Source organism: Salegentibacter sp. (assembly GCF_041642575.1).
GTDB lineage: Bacteria > Bacteroidota > Bacteroidia > Flavobacteriales > Flavobacteriaceae > Salegentibacter.
The window spans coordinates 20,768-46,186 of sequence record NZ_JBEPWD010000012.1; the positions used below are offsets into that span (position 1 = coordinate 20,768).

At 39.4% G+C, this 25,419-nt stretch carries 36 protein-coding genes; 33 read left to right on the top strand and 3 right to left on the bottom strand.

What is annotated here, in order from left to right; all coding sequences use genetic code 11:
• Positions 1-8: 8 nt before the first annotated feature.
• The 30 genes from rplV (at position 9) to ctlX (ending at position 18,582) form a co-directional block, all read left to right on the top strand.
• A complete protein-coding gene (gene rplV / locus ACESK1_RS03820; protein WP_093404857.1) occupies positions 9-416 on the top strand; it encodes a 50S ribosomal protein L22 in 408 nt (135 codons plus the stop codon).
• A gap of 8 nt (positions 417-424) precedes the next feature.
• On the top strand, positions 425-1,147 hold the full coding sequence (rpsC, locus tag ACESK1_RS03825; RefSeq protein ID WP_372918098.1) for a 30S ribosomal protein S3: 723 nt from the start codon (positions 425-427) through the stop codon (positions 1,145-1,147).
• A 19-nt stretch (positions 1,148-1,166) separates the two neighbouring features.
• On the top strand, positions 1,167-1,586 hold the full coding sequence (gene rplP / locus ACESK1_RS03830) for a 50S ribosomal protein L16 (RefSeq protein WP_372918100.1): 420 nt from the start codon (positions 1,167-1,169) through the stop codon (positions 1,584-1,586).
• Positions 1,587-1,598: 12 nt separating this feature from the next.
• On the top strand, positions 1,599-1,790 hold the full coding sequence (gene rpmC / locus ACESK1_RS03835; RefSeq protein WP_081208841.1) for a 50S ribosomal protein L29: 192 nt from the start codon (positions 1,599-1,601) through the stop codon (positions 1,788-1,790).
• A gap of 17 nt (positions 1,791-1,807) precedes the next feature.
• The gene (gene rpsQ / locus ACESK1_RS03840) at positions 1,808-2,065 is read left to right on the top strand and encodes a 30S ribosomal protein S17 (protein ID WP_093404863.1); all 258 of its coding nucleotides are present in this window, start codon (positions 1,808-1,810) and stop codon (positions 2,063-2,065) included.
• The gene (rplN, locus tag ACESK1_RS03845) at positions 2,065-2,433 is read left to right on the top strand and encodes a 50S ribosomal protein L14 (RefSeq protein WP_372918102.1); all 369 of its coding nucleotides are present in this window, start codon (positions 2,065-2,067) and stop codon (positions 2,431-2,433) included. The genes rpsQ and rplN overlap by 1 nt, the downstream gene beginning before the upstream one ends.
• Positions 2,434-2,445: 12 nt before the next feature.
• Positions 2,446-2,757, top strand: a complete 312-nt coding sequence (rplX, locus tag ACESK1_RS03850; protein ID WP_372918104.1) for a 50S ribosomal protein L24 — start codon at positions 2,446-2,448, stop codon at positions 2,755-2,757.
• A 2-nt stretch (positions 2,758-2,759) separates the two neighbouring features.
• Entirely contained in the window at positions 2,760-3,311 is a 552-nt protein-coding gene (rplE, locus tag ACESK1_RS03855; protein ID WP_372918106.1) for a 50S ribosomal protein L5, read from the top strand.
• Positions 3,312-3,313: 2 nt separating this feature from the next.
• Entirely contained in the window at positions 3,314-3,583 is a 270-nt protein-coding gene (gene rpsN, locus ACESK1_RS03860) for a 30S ribosomal protein S14 (RefSeq protein ID WP_372918108.1), read from the top strand.
• Between the two features lie 68 nt (positions 3,584-3,651).
• Positions 3,652-4,050: a 30S ribosomal protein S8 gene (rpsH, locus tag ACESK1_RS03865; protein WP_372918110.1), complete on the top strand. Its 399-nt coding sequence runs from the start codon at positions 3,652-3,654 to the stop codon at positions 4,048-4,050.
• 15 nt (positions 4,051-4,065) lie between these two features.
• Positions 4,066-4,608, top strand: a complete 543-nt coding sequence (rplF, locus tag ACESK1_RS03870; RefSeq protein ID WP_372918112.1) for a 50S ribosomal protein L6 — start codon at positions 4,066-4,068, stop codon at positions 4,606-4,608.
• Between the two features lie 12 nt (positions 4,609-4,620).
• Positions 4,621-4,974, top strand: a complete 354-nt coding sequence (gene rplR / locus ACESK1_RS03875) for a 50S ribosomal protein L18 (RefSeq protein WP_372918114.1) — start codon at positions 4,621-4,623, stop codon at positions 4,972-4,974.
• A gap of 6 nt (positions 4,975-4,980) precedes the next feature.
• Positions 4,981-5,505 (top strand): 30S ribosomal protein S5, encoded by a 525-nt coding sequence (rpsE, locus tag ACESK1_RS03880; RefSeq protein WP_081208860.1) that lies wholly within the window; start codon positions 4,981-4,983, stop codon positions 5,503-5,505.
• Between the two features lie 13 nt (positions 5,506-5,518).
• Positions 5,519-5,701 (top strand): 50S ribosomal protein L30, encoded by a 183-nt coding sequence (gene rpmD / locus ACESK1_RS03885; RefSeq protein ID WP_372918116.1) that lies wholly within the window; start codon positions 5,519-5,521, stop codon positions 5,699-5,701.
• Positions 5,702-5,712: 11 nt separating this feature from the next.
• Positions 5,713-6,165, top strand: a complete 453-nt coding sequence (rplO, locus tag ACESK1_RS03890) for a 50S ribosomal protein L15 (RefSeq protein ID WP_081208864.1) — start codon at positions 5,713-5,715, stop codon at positions 6,163-6,165.
• 11 nt (positions 6,166-6,176) lie between these two features.
• Positions 6,177-7,514 (top strand): preprotein translocase subunit SecY, encoded by a 1,338-nt coding sequence (gene secY, locus ACESK1_RS03895; RefSeq protein WP_372918118.1) that lies wholly within the window; start codon positions 6,177-6,179, stop codon positions 7,512-7,514.
• A 2-nt stretch (positions 7,515-7,516) separates the two neighbouring features.
• Positions 7,517-7,732, top strand: coding sequence for a translation initiation factor IF-1 (gene infA / locus ACESK1_RS03900; protein WP_013073244.1), 216 nt, complete (start codon positions 7,517-7,519; stop codon positions 7,730-7,732).
• 119 nt (positions 7,733-7,851) lie between these two features.
• Positions 7,852-7,968, top strand: a complete 117-nt coding sequence (gene ykgO, locus ACESK1_RS03905; RefSeq protein WP_013621733.1) for a type B 50S ribosomal protein L36 — start codon at positions 7,852-7,854, stop codon at positions 7,966-7,968.
• Positions 7,969-7,970: 2 nt separating this feature from the next.
• Positions 7,971-8,345, top strand: a complete 375-nt coding sequence (gene rpsM / locus ACESK1_RS03910) for a 30S ribosomal protein S13 (RefSeq protein ID WP_372918121.1) — start codon at positions 7,971-7,973, stop codon at positions 8,343-8,345.
• 8 nt (positions 8,346-8,353) lie between these two features.
• Positions 8,354-8,740, top strand: a complete 387-nt coding sequence (gene rpsK / locus ACESK1_RS03915; RefSeq protein WP_372918123.1) for a 30S ribosomal protein S11 — start codon at positions 8,354-8,356, stop codon at positions 8,738-8,740.
• An 87-nt stretch (positions 8,741-8,827) separates the two neighbouring features.
• Positions 8,828-9,433 (top strand): 30S ribosomal protein S4, encoded by a 606-nt coding sequence (gene rpsD / locus ACESK1_RS03920; RefSeq protein WP_372918125.1) that lies wholly within the window; start codon positions 8,828-8,830, stop codon positions 9,431-9,433.
• Positions 9,434-9,453: 20 nt separating this feature from the next.
• A complete protein-coding gene (locus tag ACESK1_RS03925) occupies positions 9,454-10,446 on the top strand; it encodes a DNA-directed RNA polymerase subunit alpha (protein WP_372918127.1) in 993 nt (330 codons plus the stop codon).
• Between the two features lie 69 nt (positions 10,447-10,515).
• Complete coding sequence (gene rplQ / locus ACESK1_RS03930) at positions 10,516-11,016, top strand: 50S ribosomal protein L17 (RefSeq protein WP_372918129.1); 501 nt, start codon at positions 10,516-10,518, stop codon at positions 11,014-11,016.
• Between the two features lie 133 nt (positions 11,017-11,149).
• Positions 11,150-12,262 carry a glutamine-hydrolyzing carbamoyl-phosphate synthase small subunit gene (carA, locus tag ACESK1_RS03935; RefSeq protein ID WP_372918131.1) on the top strand — a complete coding sequence of 371 codons (1,113 nt, stop codon included), beginning with the start codon at positions 11,150-11,152 and terminating at the stop codon, positions 12,260-12,262.
• Positions 12,263-12,373: 111 nt separating this feature from the next.
• Entirely contained in the window at positions 12,374-12,910 is a 537-nt protein-coding gene (locus ACESK1_RS03940) for a DUF3575 domain-containing protein (RefSeq protein ID WP_372918133.1), read from the top strand.
• Positions 12,892-13,575, top strand: coding sequence for a hypothetical protein (locus tag ACESK1_RS03945; RefSeq protein WP_372918135.1), 684 nt, complete (start codon positions 12,892-12,894; stop codon positions 13,573-13,575). Before ACESK1_RS03940 ends, ACESK1_RS03945 begins: the two co-directional genes overlap by 19 nt.
• Positions 13,576-13,892: 317 nt before the next feature.
• Positions 13,893-15,179 (top strand): phosphopyruvate hydratase, encoded by a 1,287-nt coding sequence (gene eno, locus ACESK1_RS03950; protein ID WP_372918137.1) that lies wholly within the window; start codon positions 13,893-13,895, stop codon positions 15,177-15,179.
• 195 nt (positions 15,180-15,374) lie between these two features.
• The gene (locus ACESK1_RS03955) at positions 15,375-16,658 is read left to right on the top strand and encodes a citrate synthase (RefSeq protein WP_372918139.1); all 1,284 of its coding nucleotides are present in this window, start codon (positions 15,375-15,377) and stop codon (positions 16,656-16,658) included.
• Between the two features lie 81 nt (positions 16,659-16,739).
• Positions 16,740-17,651: a dimethylarginine dimethylaminohydrolase family protein gene (locus ACESK1_RS03960; protein ID WP_372918141.1), complete on the top strand. Its 912-nt coding sequence runs from the start codon at positions 16,740-16,742 to the stop codon at positions 17,649-17,651.
• 4 nt (positions 17,652-17,655) lie between these two features.
• Positions 17,656-18,582, top strand: a complete 927-nt coding sequence (gene ctlX / locus ACESK1_RS03965) for a citrulline utilization hydrolase CtlX (protein WP_372918143.1) — start codon at positions 17,656-17,658, stop codon at positions 18,580-18,582.
• 62 nt (positions 18,583-18,644) lie between these two features.
• Here the strand turns inward: ctlX and ACESK1_RS03970 are convergent, their stop codons facing one another.
• Positions 18,645-20,135, bottom strand: a complete 1,491-nt coding sequence (locus tag ACESK1_RS03970; protein ID WP_372918145.1) for a BCCT family transporter — start codon at positions 20,133-20,135, stop codon at positions 18,645-18,647.
• 94 nt (positions 20,136-20,229) lie between these two features.
• Positions 20,230-21,660, bottom strand: a complete 1,431-nt coding sequence (locus tag ACESK1_RS03975) for an SDR family oxidoreductase (protein ID WP_372918147.1) — start codon at positions 21,658-21,660, stop codon at positions 20,230-20,232.
• A 71-nt stretch (positions 21,661-21,731) separates the two neighbouring features.
• Between ACESK1_RS03975 and ACESK1_RS03980 the strand changes: the two genes are divergently transcribed.
• Positions 21,732-21,935: a hypothetical protein gene (locus ACESK1_RS03980; RefSeq protein WP_372918149.1), complete on the top strand. Its 204-nt coding sequence runs from the start codon at positions 21,732-21,734 to the stop codon at positions 21,933-21,935.
• Positions 21,936-21,965: 30 nt separating this feature from the next.
• Here ACESK1_RS03980 and ACESK1_RS03985 read toward each other — a convergent pair whose 3' ends face one another.
• Complete coding sequence (locus tag ACESK1_RS03985) at positions 21,966-22,391, bottom strand: hypothetical protein (RefSeq protein ID WP_372918151.1); 426 nt, start codon at positions 22,389-22,391, stop codon at positions 21,966-21,968.
• Between the two features lie 110 nt (positions 22,392-22,501).
• Here ACESK1_RS03985 and argS point away from each other — a divergent pair, with 110 nt between their 5' ends.
• Entirely contained in the window at positions 22,502-24,280 is a 1,779-nt protein-coding gene (gene argS / locus ACESK1_RS03990) for an arginine--tRNA ligase (protein WP_372918153.1), read from the top strand.
• A gap of 157 nt (positions 24,281-24,437) precedes the next feature.
• Positions 24,438-25,419 (top strand): signal recognition particle protein (gene ffh / locus ACESK1_RS03995; RefSeq protein WP_372918155.1); only part of this gene is annotated, 982 nt, incomplete at its 3' end.

Consider the following 25,419-nt stretch of genomic DNA (forward strand, 5'->3'; position numbering starts at 1 on the left):
TTGAAGCTATGGGAGTTCGTAAAAGAGAAAGAGCAGAGCAAATAAAAGAAGCCAACAAGCAGGTGGCGTTTGCAAAGTTGAATAACTGCCCTACTTCACCCAGAAAGATGCGTCTTGTTGCGGATCTTGTAAGAGGGGAGAAAGTAGAAAATGCGCTTCATATTTTAAAATTCAGTCAGAAGGAGGCGTCTAATCGTTTAGAGAAGCTTTTGCTTTCAGCTGTTGCCAACTGGCAGGCTAAAAACGAAGATGCAAACATCGAAGAAGCTGAATTATTTGTGAAAGAGATTCGTGTAGATGGAGGAGCAATGCTTAAGAGGCTGCGTCCTGCACCACAGGGTCGTGCACACCGAATTAGAAAAAGATCCAATCACGTTACTTTGGTGCTTGGAGAAAACAATAATACACAAAGCTAAGTAAGAGTATGGGACAAAAAACAAATCCAATCGGGAATCGCCTTGGTATCATCAGAGGATGGGAATCCAACTGGTACGGAGGAAATGACTACGGCGACAAATTAGCCGAAGACGATAAGATTAGAAAATATATCCATGCTCGTCTCTCTAAAGCGAGTGTATCAAGGGTAATAATAGAGCGTACCCTTAAGCTTGTAACCGTTACTATCACCACTGCCCGTCCCGGTATCATTATCGGTAAAGGTGGCCAGGAGGTAGACAAGCTTAAAGAAGAGCTAAAAAAGATCACAGACAAGGAAGTTCAAATCAACATCTTTGAGATTAAGAGGCCAGAACTTGACGCTCATTTAGTAGCATCAAGTGTTGCAAGACAAATAGAGAATCGTATCTCTTATCGTCGGGCAATTAAAATGGCTATCGCGGCTGCTATGAGAATGAACGCTGAAGGGATCAAAATTGAGATCTCCGGTCGTTTAAACGGTGCTGAAATGGCACGTTCAGAATCATACAAAGATGGTAGAATTCCATTGTCTACTTTTAGGGCCGATATTGACTATGCTTTAGTTGAAGCTCATACTACTTATGGTAGATTGGGAATTAAAGTATGGATCATGAAAGGCGAAGTTTATGGTAAAAGGGAGCTTTCTCCGCTTGTTGGCCTGGCCAAAAAGCAAGGAGGAAAACCTGCAGCCGGAGGACGAGGTGGTAACAAATCACGTCGCAGAAAGTAATTTTTTAAAGTAAAGAAAAATGTTACAACCTAAAAGAACAAAATATCGTAAAATGCAAAAGGGCCGTATGAAGGGTGTTTCTCAAAGAGGACACCGTCTTTCAAACGGAACTTTCGGGATCAAGTCACTCGACTCAAGTTTTGTGACTGCCCGCCAGATAGAAGCTGCGCGTATTGCTGCTACCCGATATATGAAAAGAGAAGGTTCCCTGTGGATTAAAATTTTCCCAGACAAGCCTATCACTAAGAAACCTCTTGAAGTACGTATGGGTAAAGGTAAAGGTGCTGTAGAATACTGGGCAGCTGTTGTGAAACCGGGAAGAATTTTATTTGAAATTGGAGGTGTGCCATTAGACGTTGCTAAAGAAGCATTGCGTCTTGCCGCCCAAAAACTTCCTGTGAAAACTAAGTTTATTGTAGCTAGAGATTATCAGGCTTAATATTTAAATGTTATGAAACAATCAGAAGTAAAAGAATTTTCTGTGGCAGAATTACAAGAGGAGCTCGATAAATCTAGAAAAGCATATTCAGATTTAAAAATGGCTCACGCAGTTTCGCCATTAGAGAACCCAATACAGCTTAGAGCTGTAAGAAGAGATATAGCGAGACTTGCTACAGAGTTAACTAAAAGAGAACAACAATAAGTGTTATTCTGCTGAACATGGAAAAAAGAAATTTAAGAAAAGAACGTATAGGTGTAGTTACCAGTAATAAAATGCAGAAATCTATTGTGGTTTCTGAAGTTAAGAAAGTAAAGCACCCTATGTATGGAAAATTCGTTTTGAAAACGAAGAAATACGTAGCGCACGACGAGCAAAACGACTGCAACGAAGGAGATACTGTAAAGATCATGGAAACTAGACCTTTAAGTAAATCTAAGTGTTGGAGATTAGTAGAAATAATTGAAAGAGCGAAGTAATGGTACAACAAGAGTCTAGACTAAAAGTAGCAGACAATACCGGGGCAAAAGAAGTTTTGACCATACGTGTATTAGGAGGTACAAAGAAAAGATACGCTTCTGTTGGAGACAAGATAGTTGTCAGCGTAAAAGAAGCTACACCCAACGGAAACATTAAAAAGGGTGCAGTTTCAACAGCAGTAGTTGTTCGTACCAGGAAAGAAGTACGCAGGCCAGACGGATCTTATATCCGTTTTGATGATAACGCTTGTGTATTGCTAAACCCAACCGGAGAGATGCGCGGAACTCGTGTATTTGGCCCGGTAGCAAGAGAACTTCGTGATAAGCAATTCATGAAAATTGTATCATTGGCACCAGAGGTGCTTTAATACATTAAGAAAATGAGAAAGCTTAAGATAAAAACAGGAGATACTGTTAGAGTAATTGCCGGGGATCATAAAGGTCAGGAAGGCAAAGTACAAAAGGTATTGATTGATAAGAATAAAGCCATTGTGGAAGGTGTGAATACTATCTCTAAACATGAGAAGCCAAGCGCTGCTAACCCACAAGGTGGAATTGTGAAAAAAGAAGCTCCTATCAATATTTCCAACCTGTCTCTTATAGACAAGAATGGTGAAACCACCAGAGTTGGCTATAGAGAAGAGGATGGAAAGAAAGTGAGATTTTCTAAAAAATCTAATGAAGTAATTTAGTTATGGCATACGTACCAAGACTTAAAGCAGAATTTAATGATAGAATTAAACCTGCGTTAAAAGAAGAATTCAGCTACTCCAACGTAATGGAGATTCCAAAACTTGAAAAGATAGTTATTAGCCGTGGAGTTGGTGCAGCTGTTGCCGATAAAAAACTTGTTGATCATGCGGTAGAAGAACTATCTGCTATCACCGGTCAAAAAGCGATACAAACCATATCTAAAAAAGATGTTGCTTCGTTTAAACTTCGTAAAGGAATGCCAATTGGCGCAAAAGTTACCTTACGGGGATATAGAATGTATGAATTTTTAGATAGACTTATAACTTCTGCATTGCCAAGAGTTCGTGATTTCAGCGGAATTAAAGCTAATGGTTTTGATGGAAGAGGGAATTACAACCTGGGAGTTACCGAACAGATCATCTTTCCGGAGATCGATATTGATAAGGTAAACCGTATTTCAGGTATGGATATCACTTTTGTGACTACCGCAAAAACCGATAAGGAAGCAAAATCATTGTTAACCGAACTGGGATTACCCTTTAAAAAGAATTAATTATGGCTAAAGAATCAATGAAAGCCCGTGAGGTAAAGAGGCAGGAAATGGTAAAGAAATATGCTGAGAAACGTAAGGCGCTTAAAGAAGCCGGAGATTACGAGGCATTACAGAAATTACCTAAAAACGCTTCTCCTGTACGTTTGCACAATCGTTGTAAACTAACAGGTAGACCTAAAGGGTACATGAGACAATTTGGACTATCGCGAGTAATGTTCAGGGAGATGGCTAATAAAGGTCTTATTCCAGGGGTAAGAAAAGCTAGTTGGTAAAATTATAAATTGGTTGAAGGTTCTGTCCGAATGTCGGATTCGAAAACCACAGCCGCAAATAAGAATAGATGAATACAGATCCTATTGCAGATTATTTAACGAGAATTAGAAATGCCGTTGCGGCTAACCACAGAGTGGTTGAGATCCCGGCTTCTAATCTTAAAAAGGAAATGACCAAAATATTATTCGATCAGGGTTATGTTCTAAGTTACAAGTTCGATGATTCTACTGCTCAGGGAGTTATTAAAATAGCCCTTAAGTATGACAAGATCACCAAAGAACCTGTAATTAAGGATATCCAGAGAATAAGTAAACCTGGTTTACGTAAGTATGCCGGCGCTAACGAACTACCTCGTATCCTTAACGGATTAGGTATTGCCATCGTGTCTACTTCTCACGGAGTGATGACAGGAAAGCAGGCTAAAGCCGAGAAAGTTGGTGGTGAAGTATTGTGTTACGTTTACTAATAAAAGACGAAAGAAATGTCAAGAATAGGTAAAAACCCAATTACAATTCCTGAAGCTGTAAACGTAGATTACAAGGACGGAGTTGTTACGGTAAAAGGAAAACTTGGAGAGCTTAAGCAGGAGATCAGTGGCATCGATGTGAAAATCGAAGATGGCGTGATCACTTTTGAACGTTCTTCAGAGAAAAGTGAACAAAAAGCCAAGCATGGTCTTTACCGTGCATTGGTAAACAATATGATTGAAGGTGTTACCAATGGTTATACTAAAAGCCTTGAGTTGGTTGGGGTGGGTTACCGTGCCAGCAACCAGGGACAAAAATTAGAAATCGCCGTTGGGTACTCTCATAATATTGTAATAGATTTGGCTCCCGAAGTTAAAGTGGAAACAGTTTCAGATAAAGGTAAAAACCCAATCGTGAAATTGACTTCTTACGATAAACAACTTGTGGGCCAGGTTGCCGCTAAAATACGAAGCTTTAGAGCCCCGGAACCTTACAAAGGAAAAGGGATTAAGTTTGTTGGAGAGCAATTACGTAGAAAAGCAGGTAAATCAGCTTAATAAAGTTTAGATATGGCAGTTTCAAAACAAGACAGAAGAAATAAGATCAGGAAGCGTGTTCGTAAAGCTATTACGGGTACTGCAGGCCGACCAAGATTATCTGTATTCAGAAGCAATAAAGAAATTTATGCTCAGATTATAGATGACGTAGAAGGAAATACTATTGCTGCGGCTTCCTCAAGAGATAAGGATATTTCAGCAGAAGGTGATAAAACCAAACAAGCAGAGCTTGTAGGGAAAAGCCTGGCTGAAAAAGCTATGAAAGCCGGTGTGGAAACCATTTCGTTTGACCGGGGTGGATATCTATATCACGGAAGAGTTAAATCATTAGCCGATGGTGCTCGCGAAGGAGGCCTAAAATTCTAGAAAATTATGTATCAAGATTATAAAAACGTAGAACATGTAAAGCCGGGCGGACTTGAATTAAAAGATCGTTTGGTAGGAGTACAACGTGTTACTAAAGTTACAAAAGGTGGTAGAGCCTTTGGATTTTCTGCTATTGTAGTAGTAGGAGATGAGAATGGTGTTGTTGGGCAAGGTTTAGGAAAATCTAAAGAAGTTGCCGATGCTATCTCCAAGGCTGTAGAAGATGCTAAAAAGAATTTAGTGCGTATTCCTCTGCATAAAGGAACTTTACCTCACGAGCAAAAAGGTAAGTACGGTGGAGCCAGAGTTTTGTTGCTTCCGGCATCAAACGGTACTGGTATTATTGCCGGTGGTGCAATCCGTGCTGTATTAGAGTCGGTTGGAGTACATGACGTACTTTCTAAGAACCAGGGCTCTTCAAACCCGCACAACGTGGTAAAAGCTACTTTTGATGCACTATTGCAATTGCGTAGTGCCGATACTGTAGCCAAACAACGTGGTATTTCGTTAGAAAAGGTTTTTAAAGGATAAATCAAGGATAGAGATGGGAAAGATTAAAGTTACAAAAGTAAGAAGTGCGATCAACCGTTCTAAAAATCAAAAATTGACTTTAGAAGCACTTGGCCTTAAGAAAATGGGTCAAACTGTGGAGCACAATGATACGCCAAACATCCTTGGTATGGTAAATAAAGTTAAACATCTGGTTTCTGTAGAAGAAACAAAATAAGAGGTTCAAACATGGAATTAAATAACTTACGACCTGCAAAGGGTTCGGTTAAAAGTAACAGCAAACGCGTAGGCCGTGGAGAAGGATCTGGAAAGGGTGGTACTGCTACCCGTGGTCACAAAGGTGCTAAGTCGCGTTCTGGTTACTCCAAGAAAATTGGTTTTGAAGGTGGGCAAATGCCACTTCAACGCCGGGTACCAAAATTTGGTTTCAACAACAGGAATCGTAAAGAATATCAAGGTATTAATTTAGACACTCTTCAACGTCTTGTTGATGAAGGTAGAATTAAAGATACCGTAGATATGGACGTTTTAGTAGAAAACGGTCTTGCTGGAAGAAACGAACTTGTAAAGATATTAGGAAGAGGTGAATTAAAGGCAAAGTTGAAAATATCTGTTCATAAATTTACAGCCTCAGCAAAAGAAGCTATCGAAGCTGCCGGAGGTGAAGTTGTTACTTTATAATAGATAACCCAATGAAATTCATCAATACTATTAAGAATATTTGGAAGATCGAGGAACTAAAAAATAGAATTTTAGTAACCCTCGGTCTATTATTAGTATACCGTTTTGGAGCTCAGGTAGTTTTGCCTGGTATAGATGCTTCACAGCTGGCAAACCTGTCAAGTCAAACTGAAGGAGGTATTTTGGGCCTCCTTAATGCATTTACCGGTGGAGCGTTTTCTAATGCTTCGGTATTTGCTTTAGGGATTATGCCGTATATCTCTGCTTCTATTGTGGTGCAGCTTATGGGAATTGCGATTCCTTATTTGCAAAAACTACAAAAAGAGGGAGAAAGCGGTAGAAGAAAGATCAATCAGATTACCAGGTGGCTTACCATTGCTATTACACTTGTACAGGGGCCGGGTTATATTTATAACTTGTTTTCTACCCTTCCTTCAAGTGCATTTCTTTTAGGTGATACCGTAACATTCGTTACGGCCTCGGTAATTATCCTTACCACTGGATGTATCTTTGCAATGTGGTTAGGTGAGAAGATCACCGATAAAGGTATTGGAAATGGTATTTCATTATTAATTATGGTTGGTATTATTGCTACACTGCCACAAGCATTTATTCAGGAATTCGCTTCCCGGGTATTTGAATCTAACGGTGGTTTGATCATGATCCTAATCGAGTTAGTAATCTGGTTTGCGATAATTCTGGCTTCAGTAATGTTGGTAATGGCTGTGCGCCAGATCCCCGTGCAATACGCCCGAAGAACCGCTTCCGGTGGTTATGAGAAAAATGTGTTTGGGTCAAGACAGTACATTCCGCTTAAGCTTAATGCTTCAGGTGTAATGCCAATTATCTTTGCCCAGGCTATAATGTTTATTCCTGCAGCAGTTGCCGGTCTCTCAGATTCTGAAGCGGCGCAAGGAGTAACAGCTGCATTTAGCGATATGTTCGGTTTTTGGTATAATGTGGTCTTTGGGCTGTTAATTATAGTATTTACCTATTTCTATACAGCTATTACCGTTCCTACCAACAAAATGGCTGATGATCTTAAGCGTAGCGGTGGATTTATTCCAGGGATTCGTCCCGGAAGCGAAACCGCCGATTTCTTAGACCGAATCATGTCCCAAATAACCCTCCCTGGATCTGTATTCCTGGCTTTAATTGCGGTGTTCCCTGCGGTTGTTGAGTCTTTATTGGGAATTCAAGCTGGATGGGCGCTGTTCTTTGGAGGTACTTCACTGCTAATTATGGTTGGAGTTGCGATAGACACCATGCAGCAGGTGAACTCATATTTGCTTAACAGGCATTATGACGGATTGATGAAATCAGGTAAAAACAGAAAAGCAGTAGCTTAATTATGGCAAAACAACCAGCGATAGAGCAAGACGGAACCATTATTGAAGCATTGTCTAATGCAATGTTCAGAGTGGAATTAGAAAACGGTCACGTGGTGACTGCACATATTTCGGGTAAAATGCGTATGCACTATATCAAGTTGTTGCCCGGAGACAAAGTAAAACTGGAAATGAGTCCTTACGATTTAAGCAAGGCTCGTATAACATACAGATATTAAAAGTAATTTGAGCTATTTGTAAAATTTTCAGTACTTTTGCAACCTGAAAAATTTTGATAGCTGAATATCCTGGATACGAATGTTAGTATCGTTTGCCGGGAGCACAAAAACCTAAAGAGATGAAAGTTAGAGCATCAATAAAGAAGAGAAGTGCCGAGTGCAAAATTGTGCGCAGAAAAGGCAGGCTTTACGTAATTAACAAAAAGAATCCTAGATTTAAACAAAGACAAGGCTAATTATGGCAAGAATTGCAGGTGTTGATATACCAAAACAAAAGCGAGGAGTTATAGCATTGACCTATATCTTCGGAATTGGCAAGAGCAGGGCGCAACAAATCCTGGCCGAAGCCAAAGTAGATGAAAGTACAAAAGTTTCAGACTGGGACGACGAAGAGATTGGTCGTATTCGTGAAGCTGTTGGTAATTATACAATCGAAGGAGAATTACGTACTGAAGTTCAAATGAGTATTAAGCGCCTTATGGATATTGGGTGCTACAGAGGGATCCGTCACAGAACAGGTTTGCCTTTGAGAGGTCAGCGTACCAAAAATAACTCCAGAACGAGAAAAGGAAGAAGAAAAACAGTTGCTAACAAGAAAAAAGCAACTAAATAGTAAGTAATATGGCAAAGAAGACAACTCAAAAAAAACGTAAAGTAACTGTTGAGTCTACCGGACAAGCGCATGTTACTGCTTCTTTTAATAACATTATCGTGTCTTTAACCAATAAGAATGGTGATGTTGTTAGCTGGTCATCTGCTGGTAAAATGGGCTTCAGGGGTTCTAAGAAGAATACTCCTTACGCTGCTCAACTTGCTGCAGAAGATGCATCTAAAGTGGCACACGAAGCTGGTTTGCGTAAAGTAAAAGTTTATGTAAAAGGACCGGGTAATGGTAGGGAATCTGCCATCCGTTCTATACATAACAGTGGGATTGAAGTAACCGAGATCATCGATGTTACTCCACTACCACACAACGGATGTCGTCCTCCTAAAAGACGTAGAGTTTAATAAAATTATAATAATTGAGAGAGGAGTTAAGATTATCGAAGGAGAAATGCCTTAATTCATAATCCCTCTCTAGCAAATTTAAATTTAATGGCAAGATATACAGGACCACAAACCAAAATAGCCCGTAAATTCGGTGAAGCTATTTTTGGAGATGATAAATCTTTCGAGAAAAGAAATTATCCTCCAGGGCAACACGGTAATAACCGTCGTCGCGGAAAGAAATCAGAATATGCTATCCAGTTAATGGAGAAGCAAAAAGCTAAATATACCTATGGTATTTTAGAGCGTCAATTCAGTAATATGTTCAAAAAAGCTACCCGTGCCCAGGGAATTACTGGGGAGGTACTTTTACAATTATGTGAATCACGTCTTGATAACGTAGTTTATAGAATGGGTGTTGCCCCTTCAAGAAGAGGAGCAAGACAATTGGTTTCTCACAGGCATATAACCGTGAATGGTGAATTGGTAAATATACCTTCTTACCAGTTGAAAGCAGGTGATGTAGTTGGTGTTCGCGAAAAATCTAAATCTCTTCAGGCTATCCAGGATTCACTTGCTAACTCAAGCAGTGTATATGAATGGATTACCTGGAACAATGAAACAAAACAAGGAACTTTTGTTTCTGTACCAGGACGTATTCAGATCCCGGAAAATATAAATGAACAATTCATCGTCGAATTATATTCGAAGTAATAATTCACAGAAGTCGTAATATGGCAATACTAAATTTTCAAAAGCCCGATAAAGTTATAATGATTGATTCAACAGATTTCGAGGGGAAATTCGAATTTCGCCCTCTGGAACCTGGCTATGGATTAACCGTTGGTAACGCTTTAAGAAGAGTGTTATTATCTTCACTGGAAGGATTTGCAATCACTTCGGTTCGTATCGAAGGCGTAGATCATGAATTCTCGGCTATTCCTGGAGTAGTGGAAGACGTAACAGAAATTATCCTGAACCTGAAGCAAGTAAGGTTTAAAAGGCAGATTGATGAAATAGATAACGAAGCCGTTACAATTTCTGTTTCAGGTGAAGAACAACTTACTGCGGGTCATTTTCAAAAATTTATCTCTGGTTTCCAGGTGTTAAACCCAGATCAGGTTATCTGTAATCTTGATAAAAAGGTGAACCTGAATATGGAGATCACTGTTGAGAAAGGCAGAGGCTATGTTCCGGCAGAAGAAAATAAAAAAGCGAACGCTCCATTAGGTACGATCTTTACCGATTCTATTTTTACGCCAGTTAAAAACGTAAAGTATAGTATTGAAAACTATCGTGTAGAACAAAAAACCGATTACGAAAAACTGGTTTTTGAAATTGTAAGCGATGGTTCTATTCATCCTAAAGATGCCCTTACCGAAGCTGCAAAAACCCTTATTCACCATTTTATGCTATTCTCTGATGAGCGTATCACGCTTGAAGCTGATGAGATAGCGCAAACTGAAACTTATGATGAAGAATCTCTTCACATGAGACAGTTGCTTAAAACAAAGCTGGTAGATATGGATCTTTCGGTTAGAGCATTGAATTGCTTGAAAGCAGCAGAGGTTGATACCCTTGGAGATCTTGTTTCTTACAACAAAAACGATCTGATGAAATTCAGAAACTTCGGAAAGAAATCTCTTACCGAATTAGAAGAGTTGGTTAGCAACAAAGGTTTAAACTTTGGGATGGACCTTTCAAAATACAAATTAGATAAGGACTAATATATAAGTAGTTTTCCATAAAAGCCGGCAGAAGACCGGGCTTTGGGAAAATGAATAAAGAACAGAACAATGAGACACGGAAAGAAAATCAACCATTTAGGCAGAAAGACCGCTCACAGAAAGTCTATGCTCGCCAATATGGCCTGCTCGTTAATTGAGCACAAGAGAATTAACACTACCGTTGCTAAGGCAAAAGCTTTGAAAGTTTTTGTAGAGCCTTTGGTAACGAAGTCTAAAGAAGATACTACACACAATCGTAGAATTGTTTTTAGTAAGCTTCGTCAAAAAGAAGCTGTTGCGGAATTGTTCCGTGAGGTTGCTCCTAAAGTAGGAGATCGCCCGGGAGGTTACACCAGAGTTATCAAACTTGGTAACCGACTTGGAGATAACGCCGATATGGCCCTTATCGAGTTAGTTGATTACAACGAAACGTATAATCTTACCAAGCCAGAGAAGAAAAAATCTACTCGTAGAGCTGGAAAGAAAAAGCCTTCTGAGCCTACTGCTCCAAAAGCAGAGACGAAAACTGAAGAGAAATCTTCACCAAAAGAAGATAAAAAAGAAGAATAGAATGATTCATTCTTTTAAAATTCAAAAAAGGATAAGCTCTCGGGTTTATCCTTTTTTTATATATTATAACCAAATATTCATTTCTGCGAAAGCGGATATCCCAGAACACAACACAATTAAGTAATAGTTTACAATGAAGTATCAAACCCGAAAAAAAGCAATTATTCTTCTGGCCGATGGAACTATATTTCACGGAAAGGCTATAGGAGATAAAGATGGAAGCGCCACTGGCGAGATCTGTTTCAATACCGGAATGACCGGATATCAGGAGATATTTACCGACCCCTCTTACTTTGGGCAATTAATGGTGACAACCAATGCCCATATTGGGAATTACGGAACAGCTGAAAAAGATAATGAATCTGATAAAGCTAAGATCGCCGGACTTATTTGCAAGAATTTCAACTATACCTATTCCCGTCCTGCAGCCGATGCATCTCTGGAGACATTCCTTGAGGAAAGCGGCATCTTTGGAATTTCAGATGTTGATACCCGTGCGCTGGTAACTTACATCAGGGAGAATGGAGCTATGAATGCCATTATCTCTACCGATGTGGATAATATTGAAGGCCTGAAGAAAGAGCTTGAGAAAGTACCTGATATGAATGGTCTGGAGCTGGCTTCTAAGGTTTCTACAAAGGAGGCTTATTACTTTGGAAGTGAAAATGCTACTTACCGTGTAGCTGCCTTAGATATCGGGATTAAGAAAAACATTCTCCGCAGCCTGGCCGATAGGGATGTATACGTAAAAATATTTCCTTATAACGCAACTTATGAAGAAATGAAGGAGTGGAATCCTGATGGTTATTTCCTTTCCAATGGTCCAGGAGATCCGCAACCGTTGAAAGAAGCAATTAGCCTTACAAAATCTATTTTGGAAAAGGATCATCCTCTCTTCGGAATTTGCCTCGGACACCAGGTTATCGCTATCGCTAATGGAATTAAAACTTACAAAATGCATCACGGGCACCGTGGCATTAATCACCCGGTTTTGAACCTTAAAACAGGTAAAGGAGAGATTACCTCCCAAAATCACGGATTCTCTGTAGATAAAGCAGAAACTGAAGCGCATCCCGATGTTGAAATAACTCATATGTGTATAAATGACGATACCATTGGTGGAATTGCGATGAAAAACAAAAATTGTTTCTCAGTGCAATATCACCCTGAAGCAAGTCCGGGACCGCACGATGCGAGCTATTTATTTGATGAATTTCTGGACAGAATAAAAGGAGCGAAAGTTTAATAATTTTCTATAAAAAATAAATAAAAAGCCCAAAATTTAAATATTTTGGGCTTTTTTAACGCAGGAATTGTTTTTTTTTAACTTCGTCGTCAATTCAATTAAAACTCATCAATGAAAAAACTATTACTAATCAGCTTTTGCTTTTTATCATTTTCTTTCATCAATGCACAAGATCAGGCTTCGGTTGAAGACGGACTTTTATCTATAAACATCTTAACTCCCGGTTTAGAATACGAGTTCGGTCTCACAAATTCTACTACTTTAGATTTAAGGGCAGGCACCGGTTTTGCTTACAGAAAGAACAGCTTCGATGAAGGCTTTGGTGTATATCCTATTTTTAATGTTCAATATCGCTATTATTATAACTTAGAAAAACGCCTGGAAAAGGGAAAAAATATAAATAATAACAGTGCTAATTATATTGCTTTGAGCGGAGCTGTTCAGGCAGGAAAACCTATAATTGGAGATTTAGAATATAATGAAGGTTATTTTGGAGCGATTGGCCCGGTATGGGGTTTACAACGTTATTATGGAGGTGGTTTCAAATTAGACCTCAATTTAGGGGCTGGTTACGGTTTTAATGAATCTGGTGAATCTTTTTTCTCTCCACTTATTGGTTTAAGATTAGGATGGCTTCTTTCAAACTAATTTTTTTCAGTCTTTTATTTCTCTGTATTTCGGAAATCCAGGCCCAAAAACATCCTGTTTTTTATGGCGGGATAGAAATGTACCGGCATACTTCTTTCGAGAATAATGGCTTTATAAAATTATCGGTAGGTTCTCAAATTTATCAGCTCAAATTCTTTGCTCCGGAAATCGGTTTTGACTATGGTGGAGGGGCACTTCAGGAAAGAAGTATATTTGATGAAAGTGTTTTTGTAGATAATTTAAGTGAAGGACTTTTAAGACAACGATTTACATTTTCAGTATTAACTCTAAATCCTAAACTAAAATTTGGCGAAGAAGATGCCTACTTAACCTTCTCTCCGAAATATCACATCGGTAGGCTTAATGGTGAAGCAGCTTATCTCGAGTATAGTGGCCATAATAATCGATACATAAGTTTAAAAGAAGGCCAGAAGTCTAAGGTTAACACTTCGTTTTGGAGTTTTGCCATTGGTTTTGAAGGTTTGCAAATAACCTCAAAGTACTGGTTTGGTCTTTCTGTACATTATACTTTGGTAGATGCCAATAATGTTTGGGATACTATGAAATTTTCAGCGCAGGATGCCTATGTTCGTTCTCCTTTAACTTCCACCATTGGCCTGGGTGTCCGCTTTTACTATAACCCATTTGGTTCAGAAAACGACTAGGAAAGTACCCGGTAACAGGTACTGCTTTAAAAAGTATCTCCTAGGACTCAAGAATGCTTTTTGCTTCGGTTTTTAGGAACAACCCAAAACAAATAAGAGATTGATACTTCAGATCATAATCTGAAGATTTTGATCTTTTTTGTTTTTAAAGCTTTGAGTTATGAATGAGGCAAGGATTCACTCTTTTCCTTATAGTAAAGAAATCGATTTCGTTAATAACTAATGTTATAAATGGCTTAAAACTACCGGTTTCACTCGTATTTTAAGCTGGCTATTTGTATCTTGCATACTTCATAAAATAACTAAAAAAACAGACTATGAGTGCAATTATAGATATTCACGCCCGTCAGATATTTGATTCAAGAGGAAACCCTACCGTAGAAGTAGATGTAGTAACTGAAACCGGAACTATTGGAAGATTTGCAGTTCCATCGGGAGCTTCTACCGGAGAACACGAAGCTGTAGAACTCCGTGATGGTGGTTCAGACTTTATGGGAAAAGGGGTTAGCAAAGCCGTTGAAAATGTAAACGAAGTTATTGCTGAAAGGCTTCTTGGGTTCTCTGTTTTTGAACAGAATCTTATCGATCAGGCTATGATTGATCTCGATGGCACTCCAAATAAAGGAAAATTAGGAGCCAATGCTATTCTGGGTGTTTCTCTGGCAGTTGCGAAAGCAGCTGCTAATGAACTCGGACTTCCATTATACAGATATATTGGTGGTGTTAGTGCTAATACACTTCCAGTTCCAATGATGAATATTATTAATGGTGGTTCACATAGTGATGCACCAATCGCATTCCAGGAATTTATGGTAATGCCGGTAAAGGCCAAAAACTTTTCTGCAGCGCTTAAAATGGGCACTGAGATCTTCCATAATCTTAAAAAGGTGCTTCACGATCGTGGTTTAAGCACCGCAGTTGGAGACGAAGGTGGTTTCGCTCCTACCTTAGACGGAACAGAAGATGCTTTGGATACTATTCTGGAAGCAATTGAGAAAGCCGGTTACAAAGGAGGAGAGGAAGTAATGATCGCTCTTGATTGTGCTGCTGCTGAATTCTATGAAAACGGAAAATACGATTACAAGAAGTTTGAAGGCGATTCAGGAAAAATAAGATCTAGCCAGGAACAGGCAGAATATCTTGCCGAACTGGCCTCAAAATATCCTATTATCTCTATTGAAGATGGAATGGATGAAAATGACTGGGAAGGATGGAAAGCCCTTACCGATCTAATTGGTGATAAAGTTCAGCTTGTAGGAGATGACCTATTCGTAACCAATGTAGAGCGTCTTGGAAGGGGAATTGAAGAAGGAATTGCGAATTCAATTCTTATTAAAGTAAATCAGATTGGTACGCTTACTGAAACAATTTCAGCGGTGAATATGGCACATAACGCAGGTTATACTTCTGTGATGTCCCACCGTTCAGGAGAAACCGAAGATAATACCATTGCAGATCTTGCTGTGGCGCTTAATACGGGTCAGATCAAGACCGGTTCAGCTTCCAGAAGTGACCGTATGTCTAAATATAATCAGTTGATCAGGATTGAAGAAGAGCTTGGAGAAGTAGCATACTTTCCACAGCGAAAAGCCTTTAAAATCTAATTCGATTTAGAGGAAAATTTTAAAAGCCTTTTGAAGAAAAATCAAAAGGCTTTTTTTATTTAATAAATTTCTCAAAAAAGTACATTATTAGTGGTTTTTCGGCAAATCTTATGTCTGCACAACACAATTTTTTAGGCTATATTTTGTACATTAGCAACTATCGAAAAATTGTTGAATTAAGTACATTATAAAAATATGTCTAAAGTAGCTACACTTGAAATAGACGGGAAGAAATATGAATTTCCTGTCGTAGAAGGAACCGAGAATGAACTCGGTATTGATATTAAAAGTCTACGTGGCCAAAGCGGTGTTATCACCCTAGACCCAGGCTATAAAAACACAGGAAGCTGTGAAAGCGGAATTACTTTTCTGAATGGTGAAAAAGGAATTTTAAGATACAGAGGTTATTCGATTGAAGATCTGGCAGCAAAAGCCGATTTCCTTGAAGTTGCATATCTGCTTATCTTTGGAGAACTTCCATCTAAAGAGCAATTAGATAAGTTCTACGATGATATTAAAGAGCAATCTACCGTAGATGAGGAAATGAAGAAGATCCTTGACGGATTTCCAAAAGCAGCGCACCCGATGGGAGTGCTTTCCTCTCTTACAAGTGCTCTGGTAGCATTTAACCCATCTTGTGTAGATGTTTCCTCTGAACAGGATATGTACAATGCTATCGTAAAGATTCTTGGTAAATTTCCGGTTCTTGCAGCCTGGACTTTAAGAAAGAAGACCAGCCTTCCATTAAATTATGGAGACGATTCCCTTGGATACGTGGAGAATCTTCATAAAATGATGTTTGAAAAACCGGGTAAGAAGTATGAAGTAAACCAATCGGTGATTGATGCCTTGGATAAATTACTAATCTTACACGCCGATCACGAACAAAACTGTTCTACTTCTACTGTAAGAATGGTCGGTTCTTCACACGCCGGACTTTTCGCCTCTATTTCAGCAGGTATTTCAGCGCTTTGGGGACCACTTCATGGTGGAGCCAACCAGGCAGTAATTGAAATGCTTGAAAAAATTAAAGAGGATGGAGGAGACACCAAGAAATTCATGGCTAAAGCCAAAGATAAGGATGATCCTTTCAGACTTATGGGCTTTGGACACCGTGTTTACAAAAACTTCGATCCGCGGGCTAAGATCATTAAAAAATCTGCAGATGAAGTGCTTAGCCAGTTAGGTGTTCAGGATCCTATCCTGGATATCGCTAAAGGGCTTGAAAAAGAAGCGCTGGAGGATCAGTACTTCGTAGATAGAAAACTATATCCAAACGTAGATTTCTATTCAGGGATTATTTACCGTGCCCTGGGAATACCTGTAGAGATGTTCACCGTGATGTTTGCTCTTGGTAGACTGCCAGGTTGGATCGCCCAATGGAGAGAGATGAGATTAAACAAGGAACCAATTGGTCGTCCACGTCAAATCTACACCGGTCATACGCATCGTGAATTTCAATCGGTAGACAAAAGATAATAAATCTTAAGTCTTTAATATATCAGCAAAAAGCCTCATCTAACAATGGGGCTTTTTTTATATTTGCCAAAATTTTGCAGTATGAATTTACATATCACTAATGAAACTTCGAGGCTACGTGCGGTAGTACTTGGAACTGCTGAAAGTTTTGGCGGTACGCCCGATCTTTCAGATGCTTATGATCCCAAATCCAGGGAACATATTAAGGCCGGAACTTATCCTGTTGAAGAAGATATGATAAAGGAAATGGAGGCCGTGGCCAAAGTTTTGGAGAAATATGATGTTAAGGTGTACAGGCCGAAAGTTTTAAAAGATTACAATCAAATTTTCACAAGAGATATTGCCTTTGTAATTGAAGATAAATTTATAAGATCAAATATTCTTCCCGACCGGGAACAGGAAATTGAAGCGATCAATCACGTTATCGATCAAATTCCGAAAAGTCAGGTTATAAAACTTCCGGAAGAAGCACATATTGAAGGTGGGGATGTCATGCCTTACGGCGATTATATTTTGGTAGGAACCTATTACGGTGAAGACTATAAGGATTATATAACCGCGCGTACTAATTTGCAGGCAGTAAAAGCTTTGCAGGAACTTTTTCCGAATAAAAAGGTGGTTTCCTTCAATTTGAGAAAATCCAATACAGAGCCTCGCGATAATGCTCTTCACCTAGATTGTTGTTTTCAACCGGTGGGAAAAGACAAAGCGATAATCTACAAAGGCGGGTTTTTGGAGGAGAAAGAATATAACTGGCTTGTGGATCTCTTCGGAAAGGAGAATGTCTTTGAGATTACCCGCGACGAAATGTATAATATGAATTCCAATATTTTCTCAATTGCTGAAGATGTGGTTATTTCAGAAAGGAATTTCACCAGACTCAATACCTGGCTAAGAGAACAGGGTATTACCGTAGAAGAAGTTCCTTATGCCGAAATTGCTAAACAGGAAGGCTTGTTGAGATGTTCAACCCTGCCTTTAATAAGAGATTAAACCTATGCGACAGATTACAGATACAGTTTTAATGGTGAGACCGGTAGCTTTTCGAATGAACGAGCAAACTGCCGTGAATAATTATTTCCAGGAAGACCTGAACGATGAGAATGTAAACGAACGTGCCCAGGCCGAATTTGATGCTTTTGTAAGTAAATTACGAGGAGTAGGGGTGAATGTTGTTGTGGTAGATGATGTGATGGAGGATGATACTCCGGATTCTATTTTTCCAAATAACTGGGTCTCTTTTCATGAAAATGGTGAGATTGCTCTTTATCCTATGTTTGCAGAAAACCGAAGAAAGGAGCGCCGATTGGAGTATTTCGCAAAACTGGAAGAGAAAGGTTTTAAGATCACCAATATTGTAGATTATACCGCTGCTGAAGAGGAAGAGTATTTTCTTGAGGGTACAGGAAGCCTTATCCTGGATAGAGAGAATCAAAAAGCCTATTGCGCACTGTCTCCACGTGCCGATGAAGATCTTCTTATCGAGTTTTGCGAAGATTTTGAATTTACTCCAATTATTTTCACTGCCAATCAGGATGTAGATGGAAAGCGTAAGCCTATTTATCACACCAATGTGATGATGTGTGTTGCTGAAGAATTTGCAGTGATCTGTCTTGATACCATAGACGATAAGAAGGAACGCAAAAATGTTCTGAAACACCTTAAAAAAGACGGTAAAGAAATAATTGCGATTTCTGAAGCTCAGATGCATGATTTCGCCGGGAATATGCTACAGGTGAAGGGTGCTTTTGATAAAAAATACCTTGTAATGAGTGAGAAGGCTCATAAAAGCCTTAAACCTGATCAAATTGCCAAAATTGAAAAGTACTGCGAAATTTTAAGCAGCGATCTTGAAGTTATTGAAACATGTGGAGGTGGAAGTGCCCGCTGTATGTTAGCAGAGGTATTCTTACCAAAAGCTTAATTTTCGAATAATTTTAAAATAGCAATGTTGAAAACCGGTCCTTTTTAAAAGGGGAGGTTTTTTTAATGTTTTTTATATAGTTCCCTTAGAAACAACACCATGATCCCCGCAGTAAAGAAAGCAAAAGGGAGGGAGCTTATAATCAGGAATTTTTGCATTGCGGTTAAGACATCGCTGTCTGGCCTTACATTTCCCAGAACGATAATGGCTTCAGAAAAAATAAGGATAATTACTGCCCAAATAAGTTGGAATTTTCTTCTGGGGTTTTCCCTTCCGTTATCAGAAAACATACTAAGTACAAAAATTGCGGAATCTACAGAGGTGACCAGAAAGCTAACGAGCAATAGCACAGCCACAATATTTGTTAGGTCAGAAAAAGGGAAATATTCAAAAAATCTGAATATTGAAGTGAAGACATTTCCGAATTCCTGGTTATAAGCAGCCCCTTGATCGATTAAATCGAAAGATGCCGATCCGAAAACACTGAACCAGAAAAAACTTCCAAGGGAAGGGATAAGTAATACCCCCAGGATCATTTCCCTTATTGTCCTTCCTTTTGAAATGCGGGCTATAAAGATTCCTGTAAATGGAGCCCAGGCCAGCCAAAAAGCCCAGTAATAATAGGTCCAGTCAGTAAGGAATTCCTTCCCGGGATCGTATGTCCCCAAGGCCAGGCTTAACGGAATGAAATCTATAATATATTGATATAGTGAGATTACAAACCGCTCTAAGCTTCCTGGAATGTCAATTTGGAAAAACACAAAGAACAGCAGCAACAGCGTTATAAATATATTCCAGGTGGAGATCCTTTTTATACCTTTTTCAACTCCGGCATATGCAGACAAGAATGCCAGGGAACAAATAAGGAAAACCAGGACAACGGTAAGCCATAGATTTCCGGGTGGGGTAGAAGTTAGATGACTTAATCCGCCTTCAATTTGAGTCGTTCCCAATCCAATTGCGGCCACAAGACCGAAGACAGTGGTTAAAATAGTAAGGAGGTCAACTCCCTGAGGAAGAAGTTTTACCGATTTTAACTGCGGAAGGCTATGGCCTAATTTAATTCTGTTTTTTGCCACAAAAAGGGAATAAGCAATTAATAAGGCAAAAATTCCATAGAAAGCCCAGGCCGTAAAACCCCATTGATAAAAAGTGTATTCCAGGGCGATGATATCAGCTGAATCTGTGGTTTGCAGCGGCGGATTTAAAAACATAAAAACCGGCTCCTGCACGGCTCTTAACAGTATTCCCGCACCCATTCCTGCGCTGTAAAGCATGGCAATCCATCCCAGGCGTGAAAATTCGGGCTTACTGGGCCCTAGCTTAATCTTTCCGAACCTGGAAAAGGCTATCCCTATTAAAAAGAAGACACATATTAAACCTAACCAAAGATAGAAAGCACCAAAATATTCCCTGATTCCTAAGGAAACGAAATCAATAAGTTGGTAGAAATAATCGGTGAAAAAAAAGATAAAAAGAGAGCATAACAGCAAAGTTGTTATGGAAGTAGCCAGGAGTATGTTTTGCCTTACCAGGCTGGAAACAGTTTTCAACAATACCAGTGTTTAAGCTTTAGTTTACTGAATGGCCCAATTTCCGGAATATATTTGGACCTGTAAAAACCACTTGGAAGTGAAATACTCGGTTTTATTCTTTTCCTTTGGCTATTTTATTCAGCATTCCTTCAAAAATAAAATAATGAAAAGGATACATTGTATACCAGTAAATTCGGCCCCAAATGCCTTTTGGTCGAAATGTGGCGATTTGGTGAAGCACATTTTCTTCATCTATCTTAAATTCCAGCCAGGCCTCTCCGGGAACTTTCATTTCAGCAAAAAGCAACAGGCGTTTTTCTTCCTTGTCGGCCAGTAAAACCCGCCAGAAATCAAGCGAATCGCCGGGTGCGATCCTGGTAGGGTGGGTTCTTCCTCTGCGAAGACCAACTCCGCCGAAAAACTTGTCAATCAGTCCGCGGACTTTCCAAAGCCAGTTTCCATAATACCAACCGTTGAGTCCACCAATAGCCCAAATTCGTTCCAGGATCTCATCCGGATTATCTACTTTGGTAGATTGTTCATCTTTTAAACAACCGTAAGTGGGGACCTGTATGTATTGACTAAGATCATTTCTAAACCGGCCACTGCTTAAGGAATCTTTCCAACTGGAGACAACCTGATTCTGTTCAATTTTATAAAAAGCGAGTTTTATGGCTTCTTCATAACTTATTGGTTCTATTCCAAGAATATCCTGAAGCCTGGTGTCGCTGGTAATCACTTCAACCTTCATGCTGTCTACAAGGTTTTGAGCAAGTTTAAAAGAAGTTGAGGTGACAAAATAAAGCCAATATGCCGAAAGCTTTGGAGACATTACAGGAACACCAATAATCAATATTTTCAAACCTCTTATTTTCCCGTAGATCTCCATCATTTCCCGATAGGTAAGAATATCAGGCCCTCCTACATCAAAAGATTCATTATAACATTTTTCATTTCCGATAACTCCGGTTAAAAACTGGATTATATCTCTTATGGCAATAGGTTGACATTTGGTTTCCACCCAGCTGGGAGTGATCATTATCGGTAACTTTTCACATAGGTCTCTAATAATCTCAAATGATGAACTACCTGACCCTACAATAATTGCCGCTCGTATAACAGTAAGATTGAAATTTCCTTTGTATAAAATTTCCTCTACCTTTTTTCGGGATTCCAGATGTTTGGAAAGTTTCTCCTCATTGATTATACCGCTTAGATAAATAACCTGTTTCACCGAGGTTCCGGCCATTATTTTGTTGAAATTTTTAGCAGATCTGGATTCCTGTTCATCAAAATCCTCTGTGGAGCCAGTCATGGAATGGATGAGGTAAAAAGCGACGTCAATATTGTTTAACTTTTCGGGAGTATCAGAATCCTTTAAAAAATCCAACTCCACGATTTCTACTTGCTCCCTTATCTTTTTATTGGAGGTAAAGCGGTTCTCGCTCCTAACGGCACAAATAACTTCGTGACCCAATTCAAGTAGTTGCGGGAGTAATCGCATTCCAATATAACCATTGGCACCGGTAAGTAATATTCGCATTTTCGGGAAATTTCAGCTTTAAATTAGGGATTAATTATTACTTTCACTCAGATTTAGAAAAATTTTATAAAATGAATAATGTACTCAAAATTGTGCTTCTTGTTGTTGGTATAGGTCTTATCGCCTATGGATTATATACTCTTATTACTCCTGAGGTTTCCATTGATGCCGGGCCTTTACAGGTAGAAGCACAGGGCGATAAAACCCAGCCAATTGCAATGATTGCATTTGGGATTTTGGCTTTAATAGGAGGCCTTGCCTTTAAAAAACGCTAATACAAGAGTTAAAAACTTTTTGCTTTCCCCCTAAAGGTCTCGTATTTGGGTGGGCGCATTATCTGTTTTGTAATTCAGAATCTTTTTAAAGTAATTATGGATCTTCGGGTTATCTGCTTTAACCTTGATGAAATAGTGATCCCGATAAAAGGAATATTCTTCTGCCTTGCCTTTATAAAGGTTTAGTTTGTAATAGGGAATAACAAGTGCAAAAGTTTCCAGCAGGGAGCGAAACATTATAACGATCCCTTTGGGCCGCATTTCCACATTACAGGTGTTTGCGTTATTGTCTAGAACAAGAAGGTTGTGAATGTCTATACTGGCTGCGGTAATATGCAGTTTTGGAGAACCTATCCCTTTTAATTTCATTCGCTCAAAAAGAGTAAAAGGCGGGCCTACTTCGCCGATGATCTTTTCTTTGATCTTTGCCCGATTATAAGAAACATTAAGAAGCATAGCTTTTTGCTTAAAGATAAGCATTTGGCGCCAAAACCTATAGTAAAACTCTAATTTCTGTTATCTTTGCGCTCTTATTTTAAGCCAAATAACAAAACCCAGAAGTAGTAATGAGCATTCAGGCGAAACTTTCAGAAAAAGTAAAAGAGGCTGTTAAACAGCTGTATGAAGTAGAAATAGATCACACCGAGTTTCAACCTACCCGCAAGGATTTTGAAGGCGATATTACCCTTGTGGTTTTTCCTATGCTAAAACAGGTGAAAACTAATCCTGCAAAGTTGGGAGAAGATATAGGAAATTATCTGCAGGAAAATGTTGCTGAAGTTGAGCGTTATAATGTTGTACAGGGATTTCTGAATATCGTTTTAAGCGATGTCTATTATTTGGATTTTTTCAATGAGGTAAAAGATCGCGAAGATTTTGGTGTAATTCCGCCTGCGGAAGATGCTAAAGGGATCATGGTAGAATACTCCTCCCCAAATACCAATAAACCCTTGCATTTGGGCCATATACGGAATATTCTCTTAGGTTATTCTGTCGCTGAAATCTTAAAGGCAGCGGGTAATAAATCTTACAAAACCCAGATCATTAACGATCGTGGAATTCATATCTGTAAATCCATGCTTGCCTGGGAGCGTTTCGGAAATGGGGAAACTCCCGAAAGCACAGGTTTAAAAGGCGATAAACTGGTGGGGAATTATTATGTGAAATTCGACCAGGAATATAAAAAGGAGATTTCAGAATTAATCGCACAAGGCAAAACCGAAGAGGAAGCTAAAGCTGAGGCTCCGATTTTAAAAGAAGCCAAGGAGATGCTGCTCAAATGGGAAGATAATGAACCCGAAGTGGTTGCTCTTTGGGAGAAAATGAATAATTGGGTCTATAATGGATTTGAGAAAACTTATGAGGCGCTTGGAGTAGATTTCGATAAGAATTATTACGAAAGTGAGACTTATCTTCTGGGAAAAGATGTAGTAAACCAAGGACTTGAGGAAGGAGTTTTTTATAAAAAGGAAGATGGCAGTGTTTGGATAGATCTCACCGACGAAGGTCTGGACGAGAAGATCGTGCTGCGTAGCGATGGTACAGCCGTTTATATGACGCAGGATATCGGTACTGCCATTCAGCGGGTGAAAGATTTCGATATCAACGGGATGGTTTACACCGTGGGTAATGAGCAGGATTATCACTTTAAAGTCTTATTCCTAATTCTGAAGAAACTCGGATATGACTGGGCAGATTACCTGTATCACCTGAGCTACGGAATGGTAGATCTTCCATCTGGAAAGATGAAAAGTCGTGAAGGGACAGTAGTAGATGCTGATGACTTGATAGTGGAAATGATAGAGACCGCCAAAAAGATCTCTGAAGAATTAGGAAAACTTGATGGCTATTCTGAACAAGAAAAGGAAGAGTTATACCGAATTATCGGGCTCGGCGCATTAAAATATTATATTCTTAAAGTAGATCCGCGAAAACGAATCTTGTTCAATCCGGAAGAATCGGTGGATTTTCAAGGAAATACCGGGCCGTTTATTCAATATACTTACGCCAGAATCCAGTCGATTTTAAGAAAAGCCGATTTTGATTACAGCAAACCGGTGGCTCCGGATTATGAATTGCACGAGAAAGAAAAGGAATTACTGAAGCAGCTTCAGCTATATCCGGAAATCATTCAGTTGGCGGCTGAAAATCACAGTCCGGCGCTTATTGCTAATTATGTTTATGACCTGGTGAAGGAATTCAATTCTTTCTATCAAAATGTGATCATTCTTGGTGCCGAAGATATTTCAGAAAAAATCTTTAGGGTACAACTCTCTAAATCGGTGGCCAACGTAATAAAATCTGGTTTTGCCCTTTTAGGAATCCAGGTGCCGGAAAGGATGTAGAATCTTGATCAGGAGCCAAAGAAACTTAAAGGAGAAGTTAAATTCAGAAGGAAAAAATGATTTTGAAGCGGAATAAAAAGTTTTCACTTCAGGTTCAAATCATTAAATTTGCAAACCGCCCTTTATAAGGCGTAAAATTAAACTACAGGAAGAGATTATGTTCGATAATTTAAGCGACAAGTTAGATAATGCCTTACACGTTTTAAAAGGTCATGGGCAAATTACCGAGGTTAACGTAGCCGAAACTCTTAAAGAGGTTCGCCGCGCCCTTGTTGATGCCGATGTGAATTATAAGATTGCTAAGGATTTTACCAACACCGTAAAGGAAAAAGCTCTTGGACAGGATGTTTTAACAGCATTAAAGCCGGGGCAAATGATGGTGAAGCTCGTTAAGGATGAGCTTACCGAACTTATGGGAGGTGAAGCTGAAGGAATCGACCTGTCAGGTGATCCATCGGTGATCCTGATGTCTGGTTTGCAGGGTAGTGGTAAAACCACGTTCTCCGGGAAACTGGCTAACTTTCTCAAGAAGAAAAAAAATAAAAAACCGCTTTTAGTAGCCTGCGATGTCTATCGTCCTGCTGCGATCAACCAGCTTCATGTTGTTGGAGAACAGGTTGGCGTAGAGGTGTATTCCGAAGAAGGCAATATGGATCCGGTTGCGATCTCTAAAGCAGCCATCGCGCACGCGAAGGAAAATGGCCATAATGTGGTTATTATTGATACCGCGGGTCGACTTGCTGTAGATGAAGAAATGATGACCGAAATCGCCAATATTCACCAGGCGGTTCAACCACAGGAGACTTTATTCGTGGTAGATTCTATGACGGGTCAGGATGCTGTGAATACAGCTAAGGCTTTTAACGACAGATTGAATTTTGACGGGGTTATCCTAACCAAATTAGATGGTGATACCCGTGGTGGTGCTGCGATTTCTATTAAATCGGTAGTAAATAAACCCATTAAATTTATTGGTACCGGCGAGAAAATGGACGCGATTGATGTGTTCTACCCTTCCCGTATGGCCGATAGGATTTTAGGGATGGGAGATGTTGTTTCCCTTGTGGAGCGCGCCCAGGAACAATATGATGAGGAAGAAGCAAGAAAGCTTCAGAAGAAAATTGCTAAAAATAAATTCG

What these genes read in the sequence shown, in the direction of transcription:
- rplV (WP_093404857.1), top strand. Translation starts at nt 9, where the DNA reads ATGGGAGTTCGTAAAAGAGAAAGAGCAGAGCAAATAAAAGAAGCCAAC.
- rpsC (WP_372918098.1), top strand. Translation starts at nt 425, where the DNA reads ATGGGACAAAAAACAAATCCAATCGGGAATCGCCTTGGTATCATCAGA.
- rplP (WP_372918100.1), top strand. Translation starts at nt 1,167, where the DNA reads ATGTTACAACCTAAAAGAACAAAATATCGTAAAATGCAAAAGGGCCGT.
- rpmC (WP_081208841.1), top strand. Translation starts at nt 1,599, where the DNA reads ATGAAACAATCAGAAGTAAAAGAATTTTCTGTGGCAGAATTACAAGAG.
- rpsQ (WP_093404863.1), top strand. Translation starts at nt 1,808, where the DNA reads ATGGAAAAAAGAAATTTAAGAAAAGAACGTATAGGTGTAGTTACCAGT.
- rplN (WP_372918102.1), top strand. Translation starts at nt 2,065, where the DNA reads ATGGTACAACAAGAGTCTAGACTAAAAGTAGCAGACAATACCGGGGCA.
- rplX (WP_372918104.1), top strand. Translation starts at nt 2,446, where the DNA reads ATGAGAAAGCTTAAGATAAAAACAGGAGATACTGTTAGAGTAATTGCC.
- rplE (WP_372918106.1), top strand. Translation starts at nt 2,760, where the DNA reads ATGGCATACGTACCAAGACTTAAAGCAGAATTTAATGATAGAATTAAA.
- rpsN (WP_372918108.1), top strand. Translation starts at nt 3,314, where the DNA reads ATGGCTAAAGAATCAATGAAAGCCCGTGAGGTAAAGAGGCAGGAAATG.
- rpsH (WP_372918110.1), top strand. Translation starts at nt 3,652, where the DNA reads ATGAATACAGATCCTATTGCAGATTATTTAACGAGAATTAGAAATGCC.
- rplF (WP_372918112.1), top strand. Translation starts at nt 4,066, where the DNA reads ATGTCAAGAATAGGTAAAAACCCAATTACAATTCCTGAAGCTGTAAAC.
- rplR (WP_372918114.1), top strand. Translation starts at nt 4,621, where the DNA reads ATGGCAGTTTCAAAACAAGACAGAAGAAATAAGATCAGGAAGCGTGTT.
- rpsE (WP_081208860.1), top strand. Translation starts at nt 4,981, where the DNA reads ATGTATCAAGATTATAAAAACGTAGAACATGTAAAGCCGGGCGGACTT.
- rpmD (WP_372918116.1), top strand. Translation starts at nt 5,519, where the DNA reads ATGGGAAAGATTAAAGTTACAAAAGTAAGAAGTGCGATCAACCGTTCT.
- rplO (WP_081208864.1), top strand. Translation starts at nt 5,713, where the DNA reads ATGGAATTAAATAACTTACGACCTGCAAAGGGTTCGGTTAAAAGTAAC.
- secY (WP_372918118.1), top strand. Translation starts at nt 6,177, where the DNA reads ATGAAATTCATCAATACTATTAAGAATATTTGGAAGATCGAGGAACTA.
- infA (WP_013073244.1), top strand. Translation starts at nt 7,517, where the DNA reads ATGGCAAAACAACCAGCGATAGAGCAAGACGGAACCATTATTGAAGCA.
- ykgO (WP_013621733.1), top strand. Translation starts at nt 7,852, where the DNA reads ATGAAAGTTAGAGCATCAATAAAGAAGAGAAGTGCCGAGTGCAAAATT.
- rpsM (WP_372918121.1), top strand. Translation starts at nt 7,971, where the DNA reads ATGGCAAGAATTGCAGGTGTTGATATACCAAAACAAAAGCGAGGAGTT.
- rpsK (WP_372918123.1), top strand. Translation starts at nt 8,354, where the DNA reads ATGGCAAAGAAGACAACTCAAAAAAAACGTAAAGTAACTGTTGAGTCT.
- rpsD (WP_372918125.1), top strand. Translation starts at nt 8,828, where the DNA reads ATGGCAAGATATACAGGACCACAAACCAAAATAGCCCGTAAATTCGGT.
- ACESK1_RS03925 (WP_372918127.1), top strand. Translation starts at nt 9,454, where the DNA reads ATGGCAATACTAAATTTTCAAAAGCCCGATAAAGTTATAATGATTGAT.
- rplQ (WP_372918129.1), top strand. Translation starts at nt 10,516, where the DNA reads ATGAGACACGGAAAGAAAATCAACCATTTAGGCAGAAAGACCGCTCAC.
- carA (WP_372918131.1), top strand. Translation starts at nt 11,150, where the DNA reads ATGAAGTATCAAACCCGAAAAAAAGCAATTATTCTTCTGGCCGATGGA.
- ACESK1_RS03940 (WP_372918133.1), top strand. Translation starts at nt 12,374, where the DNA reads ATGAAAAAACTATTACTAATCAGCTTTTGCTTTTTATCATTTTCTTTC.
- ACESK1_RS03945 (WP_372918135.1), top strand. Translation starts at nt 12,892, where the DNA reads ATGGCTTCTTTCAAACTAATTTTTTTCAGTCTTTTATTTCTCTGTATT.
- eno (WP_372918137.1), top strand. Translation starts at nt 13,893, where the DNA reads ATGAGTGCAATTATAGATATTCACGCCCGTCAGATATTTGATTCAAGA.
- ACESK1_RS03955 (WP_372918139.1), top strand. Translation starts at nt 15,375, where the DNA reads ATGTCTAAAGTAGCTACACTTGAAATAGACGGGAAGAAATATGAATTT.
- ACESK1_RS03960 (WP_372918141.1), top strand. Translation starts at nt 16,740, where the DNA reads ATGAATTTACATATCACTAATGAAACTTCGAGGCTACGTGCGGTAGTA.
- ctlX (WP_372918143.1), top strand. Translation starts at nt 17,656, where the DNA reads ATGCGACAGATTACAGATACAGTTTTAATGGTGAGACCGGTAGCTTTT.
- ACESK1_RS03975 (WP_372918147.1), bottom strand. Translation starts at nt 21,660, where the DNA reads ATGCGAATATTACTTACCGGTGCCAATGGTTATATTGGAATGCGATTA.
- ACESK1_RS03980 (WP_372918149.1), top strand. Translation starts at nt 21,732, where the DNA reads ATGAATAATGTACTCAAAATTGTGCTTCTTGTTGTTGGTATAGGTCTT.
- ACESK1_RS03985 (WP_372918151.1), bottom strand. Translation starts at nt 22,391, where the DNA reads ATGCTTCTTAATGTTTCTTATAATCGGGCAAAGATCAAAGAAAAGATC.
- argS (WP_372918153.1), top strand. Translation starts at nt 22,502, where the DNA reads ATGAGCATTCAGGCGAAACTTTCAGAAAAAGTAAAAGAGGCTGTTAAA.